The sequence below is a fragment of the Patulibacter defluvii genome (genome assembly GCF_034096925.1).
GTDB classification, from domain to species: Bacteria; Actinomycetota; Thermoleophilia; order Solirubrobacterales; family Solirubrobacteraceae; genus Patulibacter; species Patulibacter defluvii.
The window spans coordinates 18,179-33,582 of the sequence record NZ_JAWZSQ010000025.1 but is presented as its reverse complement, the minus strand read 5'-3'; the positions used below and the strand labels follow the sequence as shown (position 1 = coordinate 33,582).

Sequence of the window (15,404 nt, the reverse complement as noted above, 5' to 3'; positions counted from 1 at the left end):
AGTTCCGTCCCGCCGGCCGGTCGCTGTCGGAGAGACTCGGCCTCGCCCCGGGGCCCCGACGCAGAGGAGCGAACCGTGCAACAGCGACCGATCGTCCCCGCCGACCAGTGGGAGGCCGCGCGCCAGGCGCTGCTGGTCAAGGAGAAGCAGCTGACCCGCGCCCGCGACGCGCTGGCCGCTGAGCGCCGCCGGATGCCCTGGATGGCGGTCGAGACGCCGTACCGCTTCGAGGGCCCCGATGGCCCGGTCGGGCTGACCGACCTCTTCGCGGGCCGTCGCCAGCTGATCGTCTACCGCTTCTTCTTCGAGCCCGGCGTCGGCGACTGGCCCGACAGCGGCTGTCGCGGCTGCTCGTTCCTGGCCGACCAGGTCGCCCACCTGGCGCACCTGAACGCCCGCGACACCACGCTGGCCTTCGTCTCCCGCGGGGGCCAGCCGGAGATCGCCCGCTGGAAGGCGCGGATGGGCTGGACGATGCCCTGGTACACCCTGACCGACGACTTCGACCGCGACTTCGGCGTCGACGAGTGGCACGGCACCAACGTCTTCCTCCGCGACGGCGACCAGGTCTTCCGCACCTACTTCGTCAACGAGCGCGGCGACGAGGCGGTCGGCAGCACCTGGAGCTACCTCGACCTGACCGCCCTCGGCCGCCAGGAGCAGTGGGAGGACTCGCCCGAGGGTCATCCGCAGACGCCGCCCTACGAGTGGTGGCGGCTGCACGACCGCTACGGGCAGGACGACTGAGGCCCCGGAACGAAAAAACCCCGCCGGAGCGGGGTTCCCCTAGAGGCGGGAGCGACGGGGCTCGAACCCGCGACCTCCGGCGTGACAGGCCGGCGCTCTAACCAACTGAGCTACGCCCCCTGGGGGCAGAGAAGTATGCACGAATCCGGCGGCGGGCGTCCGCCGGTCCCCGCGCGGCGCCGCTCAGGCCACGCCGTAGGGCGCGCCGCGGCCGATCCGCGACCGCACCAGGGGGACCGCGAGCAGCGCGCGCCGCAGTCGCTCGCCCGGCGTCGGCGGCAACAGGGCGTCGGCCTCGGCCAGCGCAGCGCGCGCGCGTTCCGGCTCGCCCACGCGCGCGAAGCCGGCGGCCAGGCCCCGCAGGTCGGCCGCGATCGCCCGCCGCGCGGCCGAGCCCTCGACCTGATCCGCGTGCGCCCGGTGGACCTGCAGCAGCGACTCGGCCAGCGAGACCAGGTCGTGGGTCAGACCGCCCGGGTGCCGCCGGTAGCGGACCGTCGCCCCCAGCACCGCGACCAGGTCGGAGCCTGCCTCGAGCAGGCGCAGCCACAGATCCAGGTCCTCGGCCTGCCGCAGCTGCTCGTCGAACCCGCCCGCGGCCTCGAACGCGTCCCGCCGCACGACCGTCGCCGAGGTGCAGAGCGGATGCCGCTCGTAGACCAGCGGCAGCACGAGGAACGAACGGTGCGGGCCGGGGTGCAGCGGATGCCATCGCTCGCCGGTCGGCCGGTCGTCGGGCCCGACGATCACCGTGTCGCCGGTCAGGATCGCCGCCTGCGGGTGCCGCCGGGCCGCCCGCGCGTGCGCCGCCAGGTGGCCCGGCTCCCAGACGTCGTCGTGGTCGCAGAAGGCGATCGCGTCGACCTCGGGCGGGAGCGCCGCGACCCCGGCGTTGCGGGCCGCGCCCGGTCCGCGCGAGCGCTCGGTGCGGACCAGCTGGACCCGTCCCTCGTGCTCCGGATGCAGCCCCAGCGGGCGCGACGATCCGTCGTCGACCACGACCACCGCAGCCGGCGGCGCGGTCTGGCCCAGGATCGCGTCGAGGGTCTGGACGAGGTACGGGCTGAACCCGCGAACGGGGAGGACGACGCCGGCACGCACGGCGCCCGAGCCTATCCGCCCCGACCCGCCACCGGTGACGGCTGCGTCCGACCAGGCTTCCCGGTAGCGTTCGCGTCCCGTGCCGGTGCCCGACGACACCCAGCCGGAGAGCAGCGCCCCCGCCCCTGCGGAGGAGCAGCGCCCGGAGCCCACGCCGACCCCGGAGCAGCCGCCGACGCCGTCGGCGAACGATGCTCCACGGGCCGAGCCCGATCGGACCGCCCCCGAGGGCGCGGTCCCGGAGCCGGCCGCGGCCGCGCCGGCGGCCGACGCAGCGCCGCCGGAGGCCCCGGAGACGCCGAGCGCGCCGGCGGCCGGGGAGAGCGCTTCCGCCGCGGACGCTCCCGAGGCGGAGGCGCCGAGCGACGGTGAGGCCTCCACGCCGGCCGAGGGCCAGGAGGGCGTCGCCGCTGAGGGCCAGCCGGCTGAGGCCGCGGGCGAGGGCGAGGCCAGCGCCGAGGGCGAGGCTGAGGGCCAGGCTACGGGCGAGGGCCAGGCCGCCGGCGACGAGCAGGGCAAGGGCGAGGGCCGCCGCGGCAAGCGCCGTCCCCGCCGTCGGCGCCAGGGCGGGTTCCAGGGTCCGCGCCGGTTCGCCTGGGACGAGGTCTTCCTGCGCCAGCGGCTGGAGCTGCTGCGCGCGATGGATCCCGATCCGGAGGCGATCACCTGGGCGGTCGACACCGCCGGGCGCTTCGTGGTCGCCGACATCCTCGCCGGCGAGGGCTCCTCCGGTCGCGAGTTCGGCCGCCGCGCCTACCGCGCCGAGCCGGAGACCGACGACCAGGCCGCCTGGATCATCCTCGCGGCCGTCCGCGCCCGCGACATCCTGCCGATCGCGCGGACCGCGGTCGCCGGCACCAGCGACCAGCGCGAGCAGGTCCGGGCCGCGGCCGAGCGGCTGGGCGTGGCGCGGGTCAACACCGCCCTCCAGAGCGACCGGCCGACCCAGCAGGTGTTCGCCGAGCGCGCCCGCCGGGTCGACGTCAGCGGCGAGGGCGGCGAGGACCAGAAGGCCGCCTGGGCGCTGCTGTCGCTCGCCCGCACGCAGGACGTGCGCTCGGCGATGGCGCCCCCGCGCGACCAGCGGCCCGACCGCCGACGTGGGCCGGGCGGCCCCGGCGGCGACGACGACCGCCGCGGCCGGCGGCGGCGCGAGCCGGGCATCCCCGGCGGCGTCTACTCGATCGGCGAGTCCGGGATCGGCGGCGAGCTGGGCGCCAAGCTGCGCGCGGCGCTGGCTCAGGCCGAGGCGGATTCCGCCCCGCCGGCCGAGCCGGAGCCCGCGGTTGCCGCTGAGCCGGAGCCCACCCCCACGCCCGAGGCCCCGAGCGTCGAGGAGACCGCGTCCGAGGACGCGCCCGCCACGGTCGAGGCGCCCGCCACGGCCGCGTCGTCCGCCGACAGCGGCGTCGCCCCGCAGCCGGCGGACGACGCGGCTCCGAGCCCGGTCACGCCCGACGCCGAGACCGGCAGTGCCCCGCAGCCGGCCGACGACCTGCCGTCGTCGCCCGCGGCGGAGGACGCGCCCGCGACCGCCGACACCGCGCCGGCAACCGAGGACGGGCCCGCGGCGGAGGCCCCGGCAGAGGACGCCGCCTCGGCCACCGACGCGACCCCGGCGGCGACCGAGGCCGACGCGCCCGACGCCGACGCCTCGGCAACGGACACCGCCCCGGCGGACGCCGACGGCGCAGGCGACGGCTCCGCGCCGGGCGCCCCCGGCTCGCCCGCCTAGGGCCCCGGCCCGGCTCGCCCGCCTAGGGCCCCGGCCCGGCTCGCCTGCCTAGGGCCCCGGCCCGGCTCGCCCGCCTAGGGCCCCGGCTCGGCTTCGTCCCGGCCTAGGCTCCGGCCCGGCCAGCGCCCGAGGCCTCCTGAACGACGAACGGGCCGGCATCGCCGGCCCGTCTCGTCACTGCCCTCGCCGATCCGGACCGCTCAGCGACGCCACCACGTGGCGCCGACGGCCCGGCCGCCGCTACCACTCCTCGGGCGGCGGGATCGTGCGGGAGTCGAGGCCGTCGTCGGCGGTGCCGGCGCGGACGGCCACGGCGTCGACGACCTCCTCCTCGGCCTCCTCGAGCTCCTGGTCGTGATCGCCGTCGCAGAGGACCCGGAAGTTGCCCGAGGTGCCCGCGTCGCAGTGGATCGTGATGCCGGGGAGGATCGTCTCGCCCTCGTCGAGGCCGAGGCGGTCCATGTCGAAGGCCGAGAGGCCGATCCCGTACGCGTTGTGCGACGGGTTCTCCCGATCGTGGGCGTTGATCGCCATCTGGAACGCCTGCAGGTTCTTCGCGATCTTCGACGTGTCCGACATGGGCTCCATCACAGGCTAGAACATCGTCCGCGGCGCGTGGTGACGACCGGGGCAACGGCCGACCGCGTGCGCGCGCCACGCGCACGGCCGGTACCCTCCTCCCGTTCCGGGGCGCGTAGCTCAGTTGGCCAGAGCATCCGGTTTACACCCGGAAGGTCGCCCGTTCGAGCCGGGCCGCGCCCACCTCGCCCCGCCGCCGAGTCAGCCGGCGGGCAGCCGACCGACCGCCTGGCCCGCCAGGGTCTTGAGGACGGTCGGCTCGTCGCCGCTGCAGAGGGTGCAGCGGACGTCGACCCGCACGTCGCCCTTGCGGACGCGGATGTCGTGCCAGTCCGAGCGGTAGAACGCCTCGTCGCCGAGGCCGTCGACGTTGATCCCGCCCATCTTCGTGAAGTTCGGGTGGATCTCGCCGACGTAGAGCGACAGCACGCCGAAGTTGCAGCCGCGCCCGACGTCGTTGCTGTCGGGACGGTGGACGCCCGCCTTGCCGCCGGCACCGGTGACGTCGTCGTCGGTCAGCAGCGAGCAGGGGTCGATCTTCGCCGTCGGGTCGGCGTCGGTCGTGGTGGTCCCGGTCGCCGTCGTTTCGGTGGTGGTCGTGGCGGTGTCGGTCGTCGGCGTCGTCGCGGTCGTCGTCGCCGTGCTGGCGGTGGTCGCGGCCGTCGTGCTGGCGGCGGTCGTGTCGTCGTCGGAGTCCGAGGAGCCGCAGCCCCCCAGGGCGAGGGCCACGACGCAGGCGGCGGCGAGCGCGGGGGCGCGGAGGTTCTTGGGGGGCATCGCGGTCGAGCCTAGATGATCGGTTCCCCGCTCTCACGGCGCGGATCCACGTTCCGTGGAACCACCGATACGGCCGGCGCGCACGCCGACCGCCGGACGCGGCGTCGGCTACGGTCCGCGGCCACGTGCCGCCGCAGGCCCCCGCTCCCGACGCCGACGCTCCCGCGCGTCGTCCGCTGCTGCGCCTGACCGGGCTCCTGACCGGGCTGTTGACCCTCGGCCTCGTCTTCGCCGTCGGCGGGATCCTCGGCACCGGCACGATCCGTGGCTGGATCGATCCGCTCGGCGCCGCCGCGCCGGTCGCCTACGTGCTGCTGGCCGGGATCCTCGGCGCGGCGCTGGTGCCGGGAGCCGCCCTGGCCGCCGTTGCCGGGCTGCTGTTCGGCGCGGTCGCCGGGGCGCTGCTGGCGCTGGCCTCGGCCGTCCTCTCCTCGCTGCTGGCCCACGCGCTCTCGTCGCGGGTCGGCGGCGAGGCGCTGGAGGACGTCTCCGGCGAGCGGCTGCGGCGGCTGACCGCGTTCGCGCGCCGCAACGGGCTGCTGGCGGTGATCGTCCAGCGGCTGCTGCCCGCGATCCCCGACGGGCCGCTCTCGCACGCCTTCGGCCTGGCCCGCGTCCGCCCTCGCGACCTGGCCCTCGGGACGCTGATCGCCGGAGGCCCGCGGGCGCTCTCCTACGCCCTGCTCGGCTCGAGCGCCGACGACCTGACCGGCCCCGACGCGATCGCGGGCGTGGTGCTCAACGTGACGACGGGCGTGGCCGGCCTGGCGCTGGCCTGGTGGGTGATCGTCCGCGAGCGGCGACGAGCAGCGGGACCGGCGACGGGCGAGCGGTAGGCCCGGGGGGTGCGGTCGAGATCCCCCATCGTCGACCGCACCCCCTGGACCTGGTCCCATCCAGCGCGCCTCGCACTGGTCCGTGCGCCCACCGAAGTGGACGCTCACTGACTGAGACGCGGCCGGCGAGCGATCCCGACGAAAATTGCCAGCACAACTAAAAGTTGGCGCGTAGGCGCTCTTCACGCATCGGTCGCGGCGGGTCGGGTACTGGCCGGCCTCCGGACCCCCGATCGAAGGAGCAGCGCATGACCAGCAGCCCCCTGACCGACCGCACGATCGCGATCCTCGCCGCCGACGGCGTCGAGCGGGTCGAGCTGACCGAGCCGCGCCAGGCGCTGCTCGACGCCGGCGCGACCGTCGAGCTCGTCTCGCCGAAGCCCGGCACCCTGATCACCTTCGACCACTTCGACCGCGCCGGCGAGGAGCGGATCGACAAGACCACCGGCAGCGTCTCGGCCGACGACTACGACGGCCTGCTGATCCCGGGCGGCGTCCACAACCCCGACCAGCTGCGGGCCGACGACGACGCGGTCCGGTTCGTGCGCGCGTTCTTCGCCGCCGGCAAGCCGGTCGCCGCGATCTGCCACGGACCGTGGGTGCTGGCCGAGGCCGACGTCCTCCGCGACCGGATCGTCACCTCCTTCCCCTCGATCCGGACCGACCTGCGCAACGCCGGCGCGACCTGGGTCGACGAGGAGGTGGTCGTCGACGAGGGCCTGACCACCAGCCGCTCGCCGAGCGACCTGCCGGCCTTCAACGCGAAGCTCGTCGAGGAGTTCGCCGAGGGCCGCCACCCGGCCCAGGCCCGCAGCGCCTGAACCACGGGCTCGACGGCGAGTTGCAGGTGTGTAACCATGCGCGCCTGAGCTCGCCGCCCCGCGTCCCGCCCTGCGGCGCCGCGCGCTCCGTCGTCGATCCAGGACCGAGGAGCCTTCGTGAGCGCAACCGAGAACACCGCCGACGCGATCGTCGTCGGCGGCGGACTGTCCGGGCTGGTCGCCGCCTGCGAGCTGACCGACGCCGGTCGCCGGGTGCTGCTCGTCGACCAGGAAGCGGAGCAGTCGCTCGGCGGTCAGGCGTTCTGGTCGCTCGGCGGGCTCTTCCTGGTCGACTCGCCCGAGCAGCGGCGGATGCGGATCAAGGACAGCTTCGAGCTGGCCTGGCAGGACTGGCAGGGCACCGCCGGCTTCGACCGCGACGAGGACCACTGGCCGCGGCAGTGGGCCGAGGCCTACGTCCGCTGGGCGGCCGGCGAGAAGCACTCCTGGCTGGTCGAGCAGGGGATCAAGGTGATGCCGCAGGTCGGCTGGGCCGAGCGCGGCGACGGCACCGCCGAGGGCCACGGCAACTCGGTGCCCCGCTTCCACCTGACCTGGGGCGTGGGACCGGCGGTGGTGCGGCCGTTCGTGGCCAAGATCCAGGCGGCGGCCGCCCGCGGCCTGGTCGACTTCCGCTTCCGCCACCGGGTCGACGAGCTGGTGACCAGCGACGGCGCGGTGACCGGCGTCCGGGGCGCGATCCTGGAGCCGACCTCGGCCGAGCGCGGCCAGCCGACCTCGCGGGTCGAGGTCGGCCGCTTCGAGCTGTCGGCGCAGGCGGTGATCGTCACCTCGGGCGGGATCGGCGCCAACTTCGACCTGGTCCGGTCGAGCTGGCCGGAGCGGCTGGGCACGCCGCCGGAGCACATGGTCCAGGGCGTGCCGGACTACGTCGACGGGCGGATGATCGGGATCTCCGAGGCGGCCGGGGCGGGCGTCGTCAACCGCGACCGGATGTGGCACTACGTCGAGGGCATCCACAACTGGAACTCGATCTGGACCAACCACGGGATCCGGATCATCCCCGGGCCCTCGTCGCTGTGGCTGGACGCGACCGGCAAGCGGCTGCCGCCGCCGAACTTCCCCGGCTTCGACACGCTCGGGACCCTCGGGACGATCATGCGGACCGGCCACGAGCACAGCTGGTTCGTCCTGACCCAGAAGATCGTCGAGAAGGAGTTCGCGCTCTCGGGCTCGGAGCAGAACCCGGACGTCGCCAGCCAGAGCGTGCGCGAGGTGCTCAAGAGCCGGCTGGCCAAGGGCGCGCCGGGGCCGGTCCAGGCGTTCGTCGACCACGGCATCGACTTCGTCACCGCCGGCGACCTCGACGGGCTGGTGCGGGGAATGAACGAGAAGACCCCGACGCCACTGATCGACCGCGCGGCGCTCGAGCGGACGATCGTCGCCCGCGACCGCGAGGTGGAGAACACCTACACCAAGGACCTCCAGATCGCGGCGATCCGCAACGCCCGCACCTACCTGGCGGACAAGATCACCCGCGTCGTCGCCCCCCACCGCTTCCTCGACCCGGCCAACGGCCCGCTGATCGCGGTCAAGCTGAACATCCTCACCCGCAAGACCCTCGGCGGCCTCCACACCGATCTCGACGCGCGGGTGCTGGCGGCCGGGCCCGATCCGGCGGCTGCCCAGCCGATCCCCGGCCTCTACGCCGCCGGCGAGGTGGCGGGCTTCGGCGGCGGCGGCGTCCACGGCTACCGCGCGCTGGAGGGGACGTTCCTCGGCGGCTGCCTCTTCAGCGGCCGCGCGGCCGGGCGGGCGGCGGCGCGGGCCGTGGCCTGAGGGTCAGCGGATCCGGAAGCTGGTACGGACCGTCCGCGAGCGGCTGCCGGCCGTCTCGCGGACCGTCACGGCCAGCCGGTAGCGCCCGGGCTTCAGCCGCGTGCCGAGCCGCAGCGCGACGGCCCCGGCGCGGTCCGCCGCGACCGTCCGCCGGGTGACCCGCACCCAGGCGACCCGCCGCCGCTTGCCGCTGCCGCGCACCGTCCGCCGGTCGACGGTGAAGCGGACGCTGGCCGCCGTCGACACGCGGACGCTGAGCTTGGAGGCGGTCGCGCGCAGGCGGGTCGCGGACGGGGCGGAGGGCTCGGGCGCCGGCGCGGCCCCGGGTCGCGGCCCCCAGACCGGCTCGATCCCCGCGGTCAGCGGCCGTTCGCTGCCGGGGGCGCCGTCGGCCGCCGTCACGAACAGCCGCACGACCTGGCCCGAGAGCTCGCGCTGGAAGACGATCCGGCGGCCGTCCGGGGACCAGGACGGCTCGCCGTCGGACGCCGCCCCCGCGTCGGTCGACGGATTCTCGGTGAGGTAGCGGAGCAACCGCCCGCTGGCCCGATCGAAGATCGCGATCCGGCCCACGTCGAACCGGCCCGTCACCGCGACCGCGATCAGACGGCCGTCGGGCGAGACCGCGGGCTGCTCGAGGCCGAAGCCCGCCATCCGGATCGTCGTCCGCGGCGGCGCCGAGCCGTCGGCCGGCCACTCCACCAGTTCGCCGTTCGGCGGCGAGAGCGGCGTCCGCGACGGGTCGTACGGCCGGAACGTCCCGATCAGGTGCGTCGCGTTCGCGAACGCGAGGCCCCAGACGGTCGTCGCCACGCAGCGCCGCGCTCCGCCGTCGACGGCGGAGGCGGTGCAGGCCGTCTCGTAGTCGGGCTGGAAGGCGACCCGGGAGCCGTCGGGCGAGATCGCCATGTCGTAGCCGACGCTCGGGATGACCAGCCTGGCGGGCGCGTCGGTCGTGAGATCGCGGACGTAGCCGCGCAGCGGGCCGATCTTGCTGCGGTAGAACAGCCGCCGTCCGTCGGCCGACACTGCCGGATCGCCGTAGGGGTTGCCGATCGCGTGACCGTCGGTGGTCAGCCGCGTCTGGCCGCTGCCGTCGGGATCGATCCGGCAGAGGTCGAGCCCGTCGCCGCAGACGTAGTAGATCCAGCCCTCGCTGGGAGCGGACGCCCCCGCCGCGATCGGCGTGGTCAGGAGCGCCCCGGCGGCGAGCAGCGGGACGAGGAGGGAACGGAGCATCGCGAGGACCCAGGCGGACGACGAAGTGCGCGCCAGCGTATTTCGTACGCGGATCGCGAGCAAGCCGCCCCGAGAACGCCGACGGGCGGCCCACTGGGCCGCCCGTCGAACGAGGCGCTATCGGCCTGCCGATCTGACGAAGCGATCGTCGTGCCTGGGTAGGAGCGCACCCGAGAGCTGTACGCCAGTACTGCCGAGGGGGCGGCGACACCCCCAGGCGCGACGAGGGCGAGTCAGATCAGTAGCGGTAGTGGTCGGGCTTGTACGGCCCCTCGACCGGCACGCCGATGTAGTCGGCCTGCTCCTGCGAGAGCTTGGTCAGCTTGACGCCGAGGGCGTCGAGGTGCAGGCGGGCGACCTTCTCGTCGAGGTGCTTGGGCAGGATGTAGACCTGCTTGTCCGCGTACTTCTCCGGCTCGGTGAAGAGCGAGATCTGGGCGATGGTCTGGTTCGTGAAGGAGTTCGACATCACGAACGAGGGGTGGCCGGTGGCGTTGCCCAGGTTCAGCAGGCGGCCCTCGGAGAGGACGATGATCGAGTGGCCGTCGGGGAAGACCCACTCGTGGACCTGCGGCTTGACCTCGACCTTCTCGATCCCCGGGACCGACGCCAGGCCAGCGATGTCGATCTCGTTGTCGAAGTGGCCGATGTTGCCGACGATCGCCTTGTTCTTCATCCGCACCAGGTGGTCCTTGGTGAGGATGTCCTTGTTGCCGGTCGTCGTGATGAAGATGTCGGCGAACTCGACGACGTCCTCGACGGTCTTGACCTCGTAGCCCTCCATCGCGGCCTGGAGCGCGTTGATCGGGTCGATCTCGGTCACGATCACGCGCGCGCCCTGGCCGCGCAGCGAGGCGGCCGAGCCCTTGCCGACGTCGCCGTAGCCGCAGACCACGGCGGTCTTGCCGGCGATCATCACGTCGGTGCCGCGGTTGATGCCGTCGATCAGCGAGTGGCGGCAGCCGTAGAGGTTGTCGAACTTCGACTTGGTGACCGAGTCGTTGACGTTGATCGCCGGGAACAGCAGCTTGCCGTCGCGGGCCAGCTCGTAGAGGCGGTGGACGCCGGTGGTCGTCTCCTCGGTGACGCCCTTGATCTCGGCCGCGATCTTCGTGTAGCGGTCCGGGTGCGCGGCGACCGAGTTCTGGAGCAGCGTCAGGAAGATCTGGAACTCCTCCGACTCACCGGTCGAGGGATCCGGCACGGCACCGGCCAGCTCGAACTCGCGACCCTTGTGGATCAGCATGGTGGCGTCGCCACCGTCGTCGAGGATCATGTTCGCCGGCGCGTCGTCGGCCCAGCCGGCCACGACCTGCTCGGTGCACCACCAGTACTCCTCGAGCGTCTCGCCCTTCCAGGCGAAGACCGGCACGCCCTGCGGGTTCTCCGGCGTCCCGTCGGGGCCGACGGCGACGGCCGCGGCGGCCTGGTCGTCGGTCGAGAAGATGTTGCACGAGCACCAGCGGACCTCGGCCCCGAGCGCGGTCAGCGTCTCGATCAGCACGGCGGTCTGGGTGGTCATGTGCAGCGAGCCGATGATCCGCGCGCCCTTCAGCGGCTGCGCGTCGGCGAACTCGGCGCGGGTCTGCATCAGGCCGGGCATCTCGTGCTCGGCAAGCTCGATCTGCTTGCGGCCGGCGGCGGCCAGCGACAGATCCCGGACCTTGAAGTCGTTCTGCTGGAGGACGGTGCTCATGGGGTCTCCGTGAGGGTCGTGTCGCGACGTGCGGCCTCCGCCAGCAGTCGCTCGTGCTTGTCCTGCTCCCACTCCAGCCAGTCGTCGGCGGGCACGTGGTCCGGACGCGCGGGCTCGGCCTCGAGCCACCCCTCGACCACCGTCCGCAGCGCGTCGTCGCGCTGCAACCGGCGGGCGAACCCGACGTCCCCGAGACCCAGGTCGAAGCGGTCCAGCAGCTCGCGCAGGGTGCGCAGGCGCTGGAGCTCTCCGGGCCCGTACAAGCGGTAGCCGCCCGAGGAGCGCGGGGGCTCCACGAGCCCCAGCTCCTCGATGTAGCGCAGCATCCTCGGGCTCCAGCCCGAGGTCTCCGCGGCCTCGTTGATCGTCAGGGCGTCCATGCGGGACGGCGGAACCTTACCACGACTGTGTCAAGGTTTGGGAGCGGTGCGCCCGCTCACCGCCAGGGGTGAGCCGTCGCGTCGGCCGCGGGGCTACGGTGGGGCCATGCGCGTGTCCGTCCCCCGCCGTCCCACCGCGACCGCCGCCCTCGCCGCCGTGGTCGCCGCCCTGCCCGCCGTCGCCCTGCCCGCCAGCGCCGACGCCGCCAGCCTCTCGCTCGCCAAGGGGCGCGCGACGATCACCCGCAGCTTCCACCAGGAGCTGGCCTGGGCGCCCGGCACCGCGCTCGACAGCCGGGTCTTCGGCTGCCGCCGCGCCAGCCGCTCGACGGTCACCTGCCGGACCGAGGCGGCGCTGCGGCAGAACGGCGCCACGCTCCGCTGCAGCAAGCGCTACCGGGCCCGCCGCACCGCTCGCGGCGTGGTGACCGTCGCCCAGTCGCGCGACGGTCGCCACTGGCGGCGCAGCGTCCAGTCGCGCTGCGTGCGGATCTAGGCGCCGGTCGCGGCGGGCGCCGGCGCCAGCAGCCGCTCGCGGTAGAAGTCGAGCACCTGGTCGAGCGCCTGGCGGGTCGGGTGGCCCGGCCGGTCCTTCAGGTCCTCGGTCACCACCGAGTGGGCGATCGGCAGGTTGCCGTGCGGATTGCCGATCGAGGAGTCGATCTCGATCGCGATGAAGGCGTCGCCCAGCTCCTCGCGCAGCCGCTGGAAGCGGGCCCCGGGCGAGAGCCGGTCGCCGGTGAAGCGCATCCCCATCACGCAGGCGCCGTCGGCGGCCCGCTGCTTGATCCGGGCGAGGGTCGCGTCGTCGATCCCGAGGTCGCGCTTGCGGGCGCGGCCGACCGGCGCCGGCAGCGACGGCTGGCTGAGGACCGGGGCCAGCATCCAGTCGTCGGCCATCATCGCCAGCCCGAAGCCGCCGGTCAGGCACATCCCGATCATCCCGATCCCCGGCCCGCCGCAGCGCTCGTGCTCGCGCCGGCCGAGCGCCCGCAGCCAGTCGGTGACCGGCGACTGCTTGCGCAGCCCGAAGAGGTTGAACTCGCGCGAGACGCAGACGTGGGCGAAGGTCCGCCCGAGGTTGAGCGGGTTGCGGGCCGCGCCCTCCGGGACCCCGAACAGGTGCGGCAGGACGGCGGTCAGGCCGAGGTCGACGACGCGGTCGGCGAAGGCGATCACCGCCGGCGTGATCCCCGGCACCTCGGCGACGACGATCACCGCCGGACCCTCCCCGCGGCGGTAGACGTCGTGCGTCACCCCGCCGTCGCTGAACTGCTCCCTGGCGTAGCGCTCGAGTCCCATCGCGCGAACGCTAGCGCGCGCCGACCGGAATTCCTACTCATCAGTAGGAAGGCCCACGAACCGCTCCCCATCGGCGATGATGCCGCCCCATGGACGAGCCCCTGCGCGACCCCGAGCTGACGGCCCCCGAGCGGAGCGCCTTCCGCGCCCTGATCGACGGCGAGGAGGTCGGCGAGGGCACCCTGACCCTGCGGGCCGAGGACGACCGGACCTTCGTGCAGGAGATCGAGGGCCGCGCGTTCGGCCGCCTGACCGGCAGCGCCGTCGTCCGCTTCCGGCGCAAGGCCGGCGGCCTGATCGCCGAGTCGCAGGCGCTCGATCTGCGCGACCGCGACCGCCACGTGCTGACCGAGGAGGCGTCGTTCCGCGACGTCCAGGTGCCGCAGATGGGCGGCGAGATCGCCGGCTACCCGCGGCCGATGGTGCCGGCGCCGGCGCTGGCGCTGGCCCTGCGGACGCTGCCGCTGGCCGAGAAGGCCCGCTTCGTGCCCCGCGTCTGGCTGGCCGCGGTGGTCCACTGGCCGCTCGACGTGCGGGTCGAGAAGCGCGAGACGATCGAGGTCCCCGCCGGCCGCTTCGAGGCCTTCCGGATCCGCCTGCGGCCGAGCCTGGTCGACGTCGCCCAGGCGCTCGACGAGCTCTCGGCGACCGTCGTCCCGCCGGTGATCGCCCACGTCGCGACCGAGCCCGCCGGCCGCCTGCTGCGGCTCTCGTTCCCGACCGGCCCGGCCCGCACCGACCCGCCCGGTCTGCTCGAGGCGACCGCGCTCTGAGCCGTTTCGTAAGAGCAGCGTAAGAGCGGCCCCGGGGGGTCGCAACCGGCGCGCCGCGGAGCGGTTGTAGCGGAGGATGGCGCCAACGCGCCATTCCCCCCGTCCCGCCCCGCCGGCCGACCGAGAGCAGCCCCCCGTGCCCGAATCCGCCCCCGCCCGCCCACGCCGACGCGCCCTGCCGCCGGCGGTGGCCGGGACCGCCGCGGTCGCGGTGCTGGCCATCGTCCCCGCGGCCGCCGACGCGACCCAGCGCTTCGCCAGCCGGCCCGACCTGCGGCCGACCGGCACCCGGGTCCAGGTCGCCGCCGCGCCGAGCGTGGCGCCCGGCTACGTCTTCACCGCGCCGAAGGCGGGCAAGGACGACCCCGGCCCGATGATCGTCGACAACGCCGGCCGGCTGGTCTTCTTCAAGGAGATCAAGGGCGGCGGGGCCTACGACTTCCGGGCCCAGACCTACAAGGGCCATCCGGTCCTGACCTGGTGGCAGGGCACCGTCAAGCGCGGCTACGGCGAGGGCGAGGGCGTGATCTACGACAGCTCGTACCGCCAGATCGCGTCCGTCAAGGCCGGCAACGGCCAGAAGATGGACCTCCACGAGTTCAACCTGACGCCGGAGGGCACGGCGCTGGTGATCGCCTACAAGATCGTCCGCGGCGACACCCGCGGCGTCAAGCGCGGGCGCAAGAACGACCTGGTGATGCAGAACGTCGTCCAGGAGATCGACGTCGCCAGCGGCCGGGTGCTGCTGGAGTGGGACGCCAACAAGTCGGTCGCGCCGGCCGAGTCCTACGACATCCCGCCGCTCGACCCCAAGCTGCCCTACGACTACATCCACCTGAACTCGGTCAACGTCGACAGCGACGGCAACCTGCTGATCTCGGGCCGCGCGACCCACGCCGTCTACAAGATCGATCGCAAGACCGGCGCGCTGATCTGGAAGCTCGGCGGCAAGCGCTCCAGCTTCAGGATGGGCCCGGGCACGAAGACCCCCTACCACCACGACGTCCACCGGCTGGCCGACGGCACGATCACGCTCTTCGACAACCACGCCGACGCGCCGGCCAAGGCGACCCGCGGCTCGCGCACCCGCGGGGTCCAGATCGCGGTCGACGAGCAGGCCAAGACCGCGCGGCTGGTCCGCCAGTGGTATCGGCCGACGCCGCAGCTCTCGGCCAGCCAGGGCAACGCCCAGACGCTGCCCAACGGCAACCTGCTGATGGGCTTCGGCGGCAGCCAGCCGTTCGTGACCGAGTTCGCGCGCAGCGGCCGGGTGCTGTTCGACCTCCGCTACGACGGCAAGAAGATGGACTCCTACCGCGCCTACCGGTTCGAGTGGACCGGGACGCCGACGGTCCCGCCGAAGGCGGTCGCCCGCAAGAGCGGCAAGAGCACCGCGATCCGGGTCAGCTGGAACGGCGCCACGGCCGTCGCCCGCTGGCAGGTGCTCGGCGGCCCCGAGGCCGACCAGCTGCAGCCGCGCCAGACGCGGCCGAAGACCGGCTTCGAGACCCTGCTGCGCTACGGGACCAACGACGCCGTCGTCCAGGTCCAGGCGCTCGCGGCCGACGGCAAGGTCCTCGGGACCTCGCGGACGGTCAGGGTCGGCAAGGACTGGTAG

At 74.2% G+C, this 15,404-nt stretch carries 15 protein-coding genes and 2 tRNA genes; 9 read left to right on the top strand and 8 right to left on the bottom strand.

Going from position 1 to position 15,404, the window contains the following annotated elements:
* Positions 1-75 precede the first annotated feature (75 nt).
* Positions 76-747, top strand: a complete 672-nt coding sequence (locus SH587_RS20745; protein WP_320672559.1) for a DUF899 domain-containing protein — start codon at positions 76-78, stop codon at positions 745-747.
* 46 nt (positions 748-793) lie between these two features.
* On the opposite strand, the gene SH587_RS20740 is transcribed toward SH587_RS20745, so the two are convergent.
* A tRNA-Asp gene (locus SH587_RS20740) sits at positions 794-867 on the bottom strand.
* Positions 868-930: 63 nt separating this feature from the next.
* Positions 931-1,848, bottom strand: coding sequence for a glycosyltransferase family 2 protein (locus tag SH587_RS20735; RefSeq protein ID WP_320672558.1), 918 nt, complete (start codon positions 1,846-1,848; stop codon positions 931-933).
* Between the two features lie 79 nt (positions 1,849-1,927).
* Between SH587_RS20735 and SH587_RS20730 the strand changes: the two genes are divergently transcribed.
* A complete protein-coding gene (locus tag SH587_RS20730; protein WP_320672557.1) occupies positions 1,928-3,583 on the top strand; it encodes a hypothetical protein in 1,656 nt (551 codons plus the stop codon).
* Positions 3,584-3,823: 240 nt separating this feature from the next.
* Here SH587_RS20730 and SH587_RS20725 read toward each other — a convergent pair whose 3' ends face one another.
* Positions 3,824-4,162, bottom strand: coding sequence for a hypothetical protein (locus tag SH587_RS20725; protein ID WP_320672556.1), 339 nt, complete (start codon positions 4,160-4,162; stop codon positions 3,824-3,826).
* Positions 4,163-4,271: 109 nt separating this feature from the next.
* Between SH587_RS20725 and SH587_RS20720 the strand changes: the two genes are divergently transcribed.
* Positions 4,272-4,345, top strand: a tRNA-Val gene (locus tag SH587_RS20720).
* 18 nt (positions 4,346-4,363) lie between these two features.
* Here the strand turns inward: SH587_RS20720 and SH587_RS20715 are convergent.
* A complete protein-coding gene (locus SH587_RS20715; RefSeq protein ID WP_320672555.1) occupies positions 4,364-4,939 on the bottom strand; it encodes a hypothetical protein in 576 nt (191 codons plus the stop codon).
* A 125-nt stretch (positions 4,940-5,064) separates the two neighbouring features.
* Here SH587_RS20715 and SH587_RS20710 point away from each other — a divergent pair, with 125 nt between their 5' ends.
* From SH587_RS20710 to SH587_RS20700, 3 genes are all read left to right on the top strand, one after another.
* Entirely contained in the window at positions 5,065-5,775 is a 711-nt protein-coding gene (locus SH587_RS20710) for a TVP38/TMEM64 family protein (protein WP_320672554.1), read from the top strand.
* A gap of 248 nt (positions 5,776-6,023) precedes the next feature.
* Positions 6,024-6,596, top strand: a complete 573-nt coding sequence (locus SH587_RS20705; protein ID WP_320672553.1) for a type 1 glutamine amidotransferase domain-containing protein — start codon at positions 6,024-6,026, stop codon at positions 6,594-6,596.
* Between the two features lie 117 nt (positions 6,597-6,713).
* A complete protein-coding gene (locus tag SH587_RS20700; RefSeq protein WP_320672552.1) occupies positions 6,714-8,396 on the top strand; it encodes an FAD-binding dehydrogenase in 1,683 nt (560 codons plus the stop codon).
* Positions 8,397-8,399: 3 nt separating this feature from the next.
* Here the strand turns inward: SH587_RS20700 and SH587_RS20695 are convergent, their stop codons facing one another.
* The 3 genes from SH587_RS20695 to SH587_RS20685 form a co-directional block, all read right to left on the bottom strand.
* Positions 8,400-9,635, bottom strand: a complete 1,236-nt coding sequence (locus SH587_RS20695; protein ID WP_320672551.1) for a hypothetical protein — start codon at positions 9,633-9,635, stop codon at positions 8,400-8,402.
* Between the two features lie 238 nt (positions 9,636-9,873).
* Entirely contained in the window at positions 9,874-11,331 is a 1,458-nt protein-coding gene (gene ahcY, locus SH587_RS20690) for an adenosylhomocysteinase (RefSeq protein WP_320672550.1), read from the bottom strand.
* Positions 11,328-11,711 (bottom strand): MerR family transcriptional regulator, encoded by a 384-nt coding sequence (locus SH587_RS20685; RefSeq protein ID WP_320672549.1) that lies wholly within the window; start codon positions 11,709-11,711, stop codon positions 11,328-11,330. The genes ahcY and SH587_RS20685 overlap by 4 nt, the downstream gene beginning before the upstream one ends.
* Before the next feature lie 106 nt (positions 11,712-11,817).
* Here SH587_RS20685 and SH587_RS20680 point away from each other — a divergent pair, with 106 nt between their 5' ends.
* Complete coding sequence (locus SH587_RS20680) at positions 11,818-12,207, top strand: hypothetical protein (RefSeq protein ID WP_320672548.1); 390 nt, start codon at positions 11,818-11,820, stop codon at positions 12,205-12,207.
* Here SH587_RS20680 and SH587_RS20675 read toward each other — a convergent pair.
* On the bottom strand, positions 12,204-13,013 hold the full coding sequence (locus tag SH587_RS20675; RefSeq protein WP_320672547.1) for a dienelactone hydrolase family protein: 810 nt from the start codon (positions 13,011-13,013) through the stop codon (positions 12,204-12,206). The two genes, SH587_RS20680 and SH587_RS20675, sit on opposite strands and share 4 nt — an antisense overlap.
* An 89-nt stretch (positions 13,014-13,102) precedes the next feature.
* On the opposite strand from SH587_RS20675, the gene SH587_RS20670 reads away from it, so the two are divergent.
* Together SH587_RS20670 and SH587_RS20665 are read left to right on the top strand one after the other, a co-directional pair.
* Complete coding sequence (locus tag SH587_RS20670) at positions 13,103-13,786, top strand: hypothetical protein (RefSeq protein WP_320672546.1); 684 nt, start codon at positions 13,103-13,105, stop codon at positions 13,784-13,786.
* 187 nt (positions 13,787-13,973) lie between these two features.
* A complete protein-coding gene (locus SH587_RS20665; protein WP_320672545.1) occupies positions 13,974-15,404 on the top strand; it encodes an arylsulfotransferase family protein in 1,431 nt (476 codons plus the stop codon).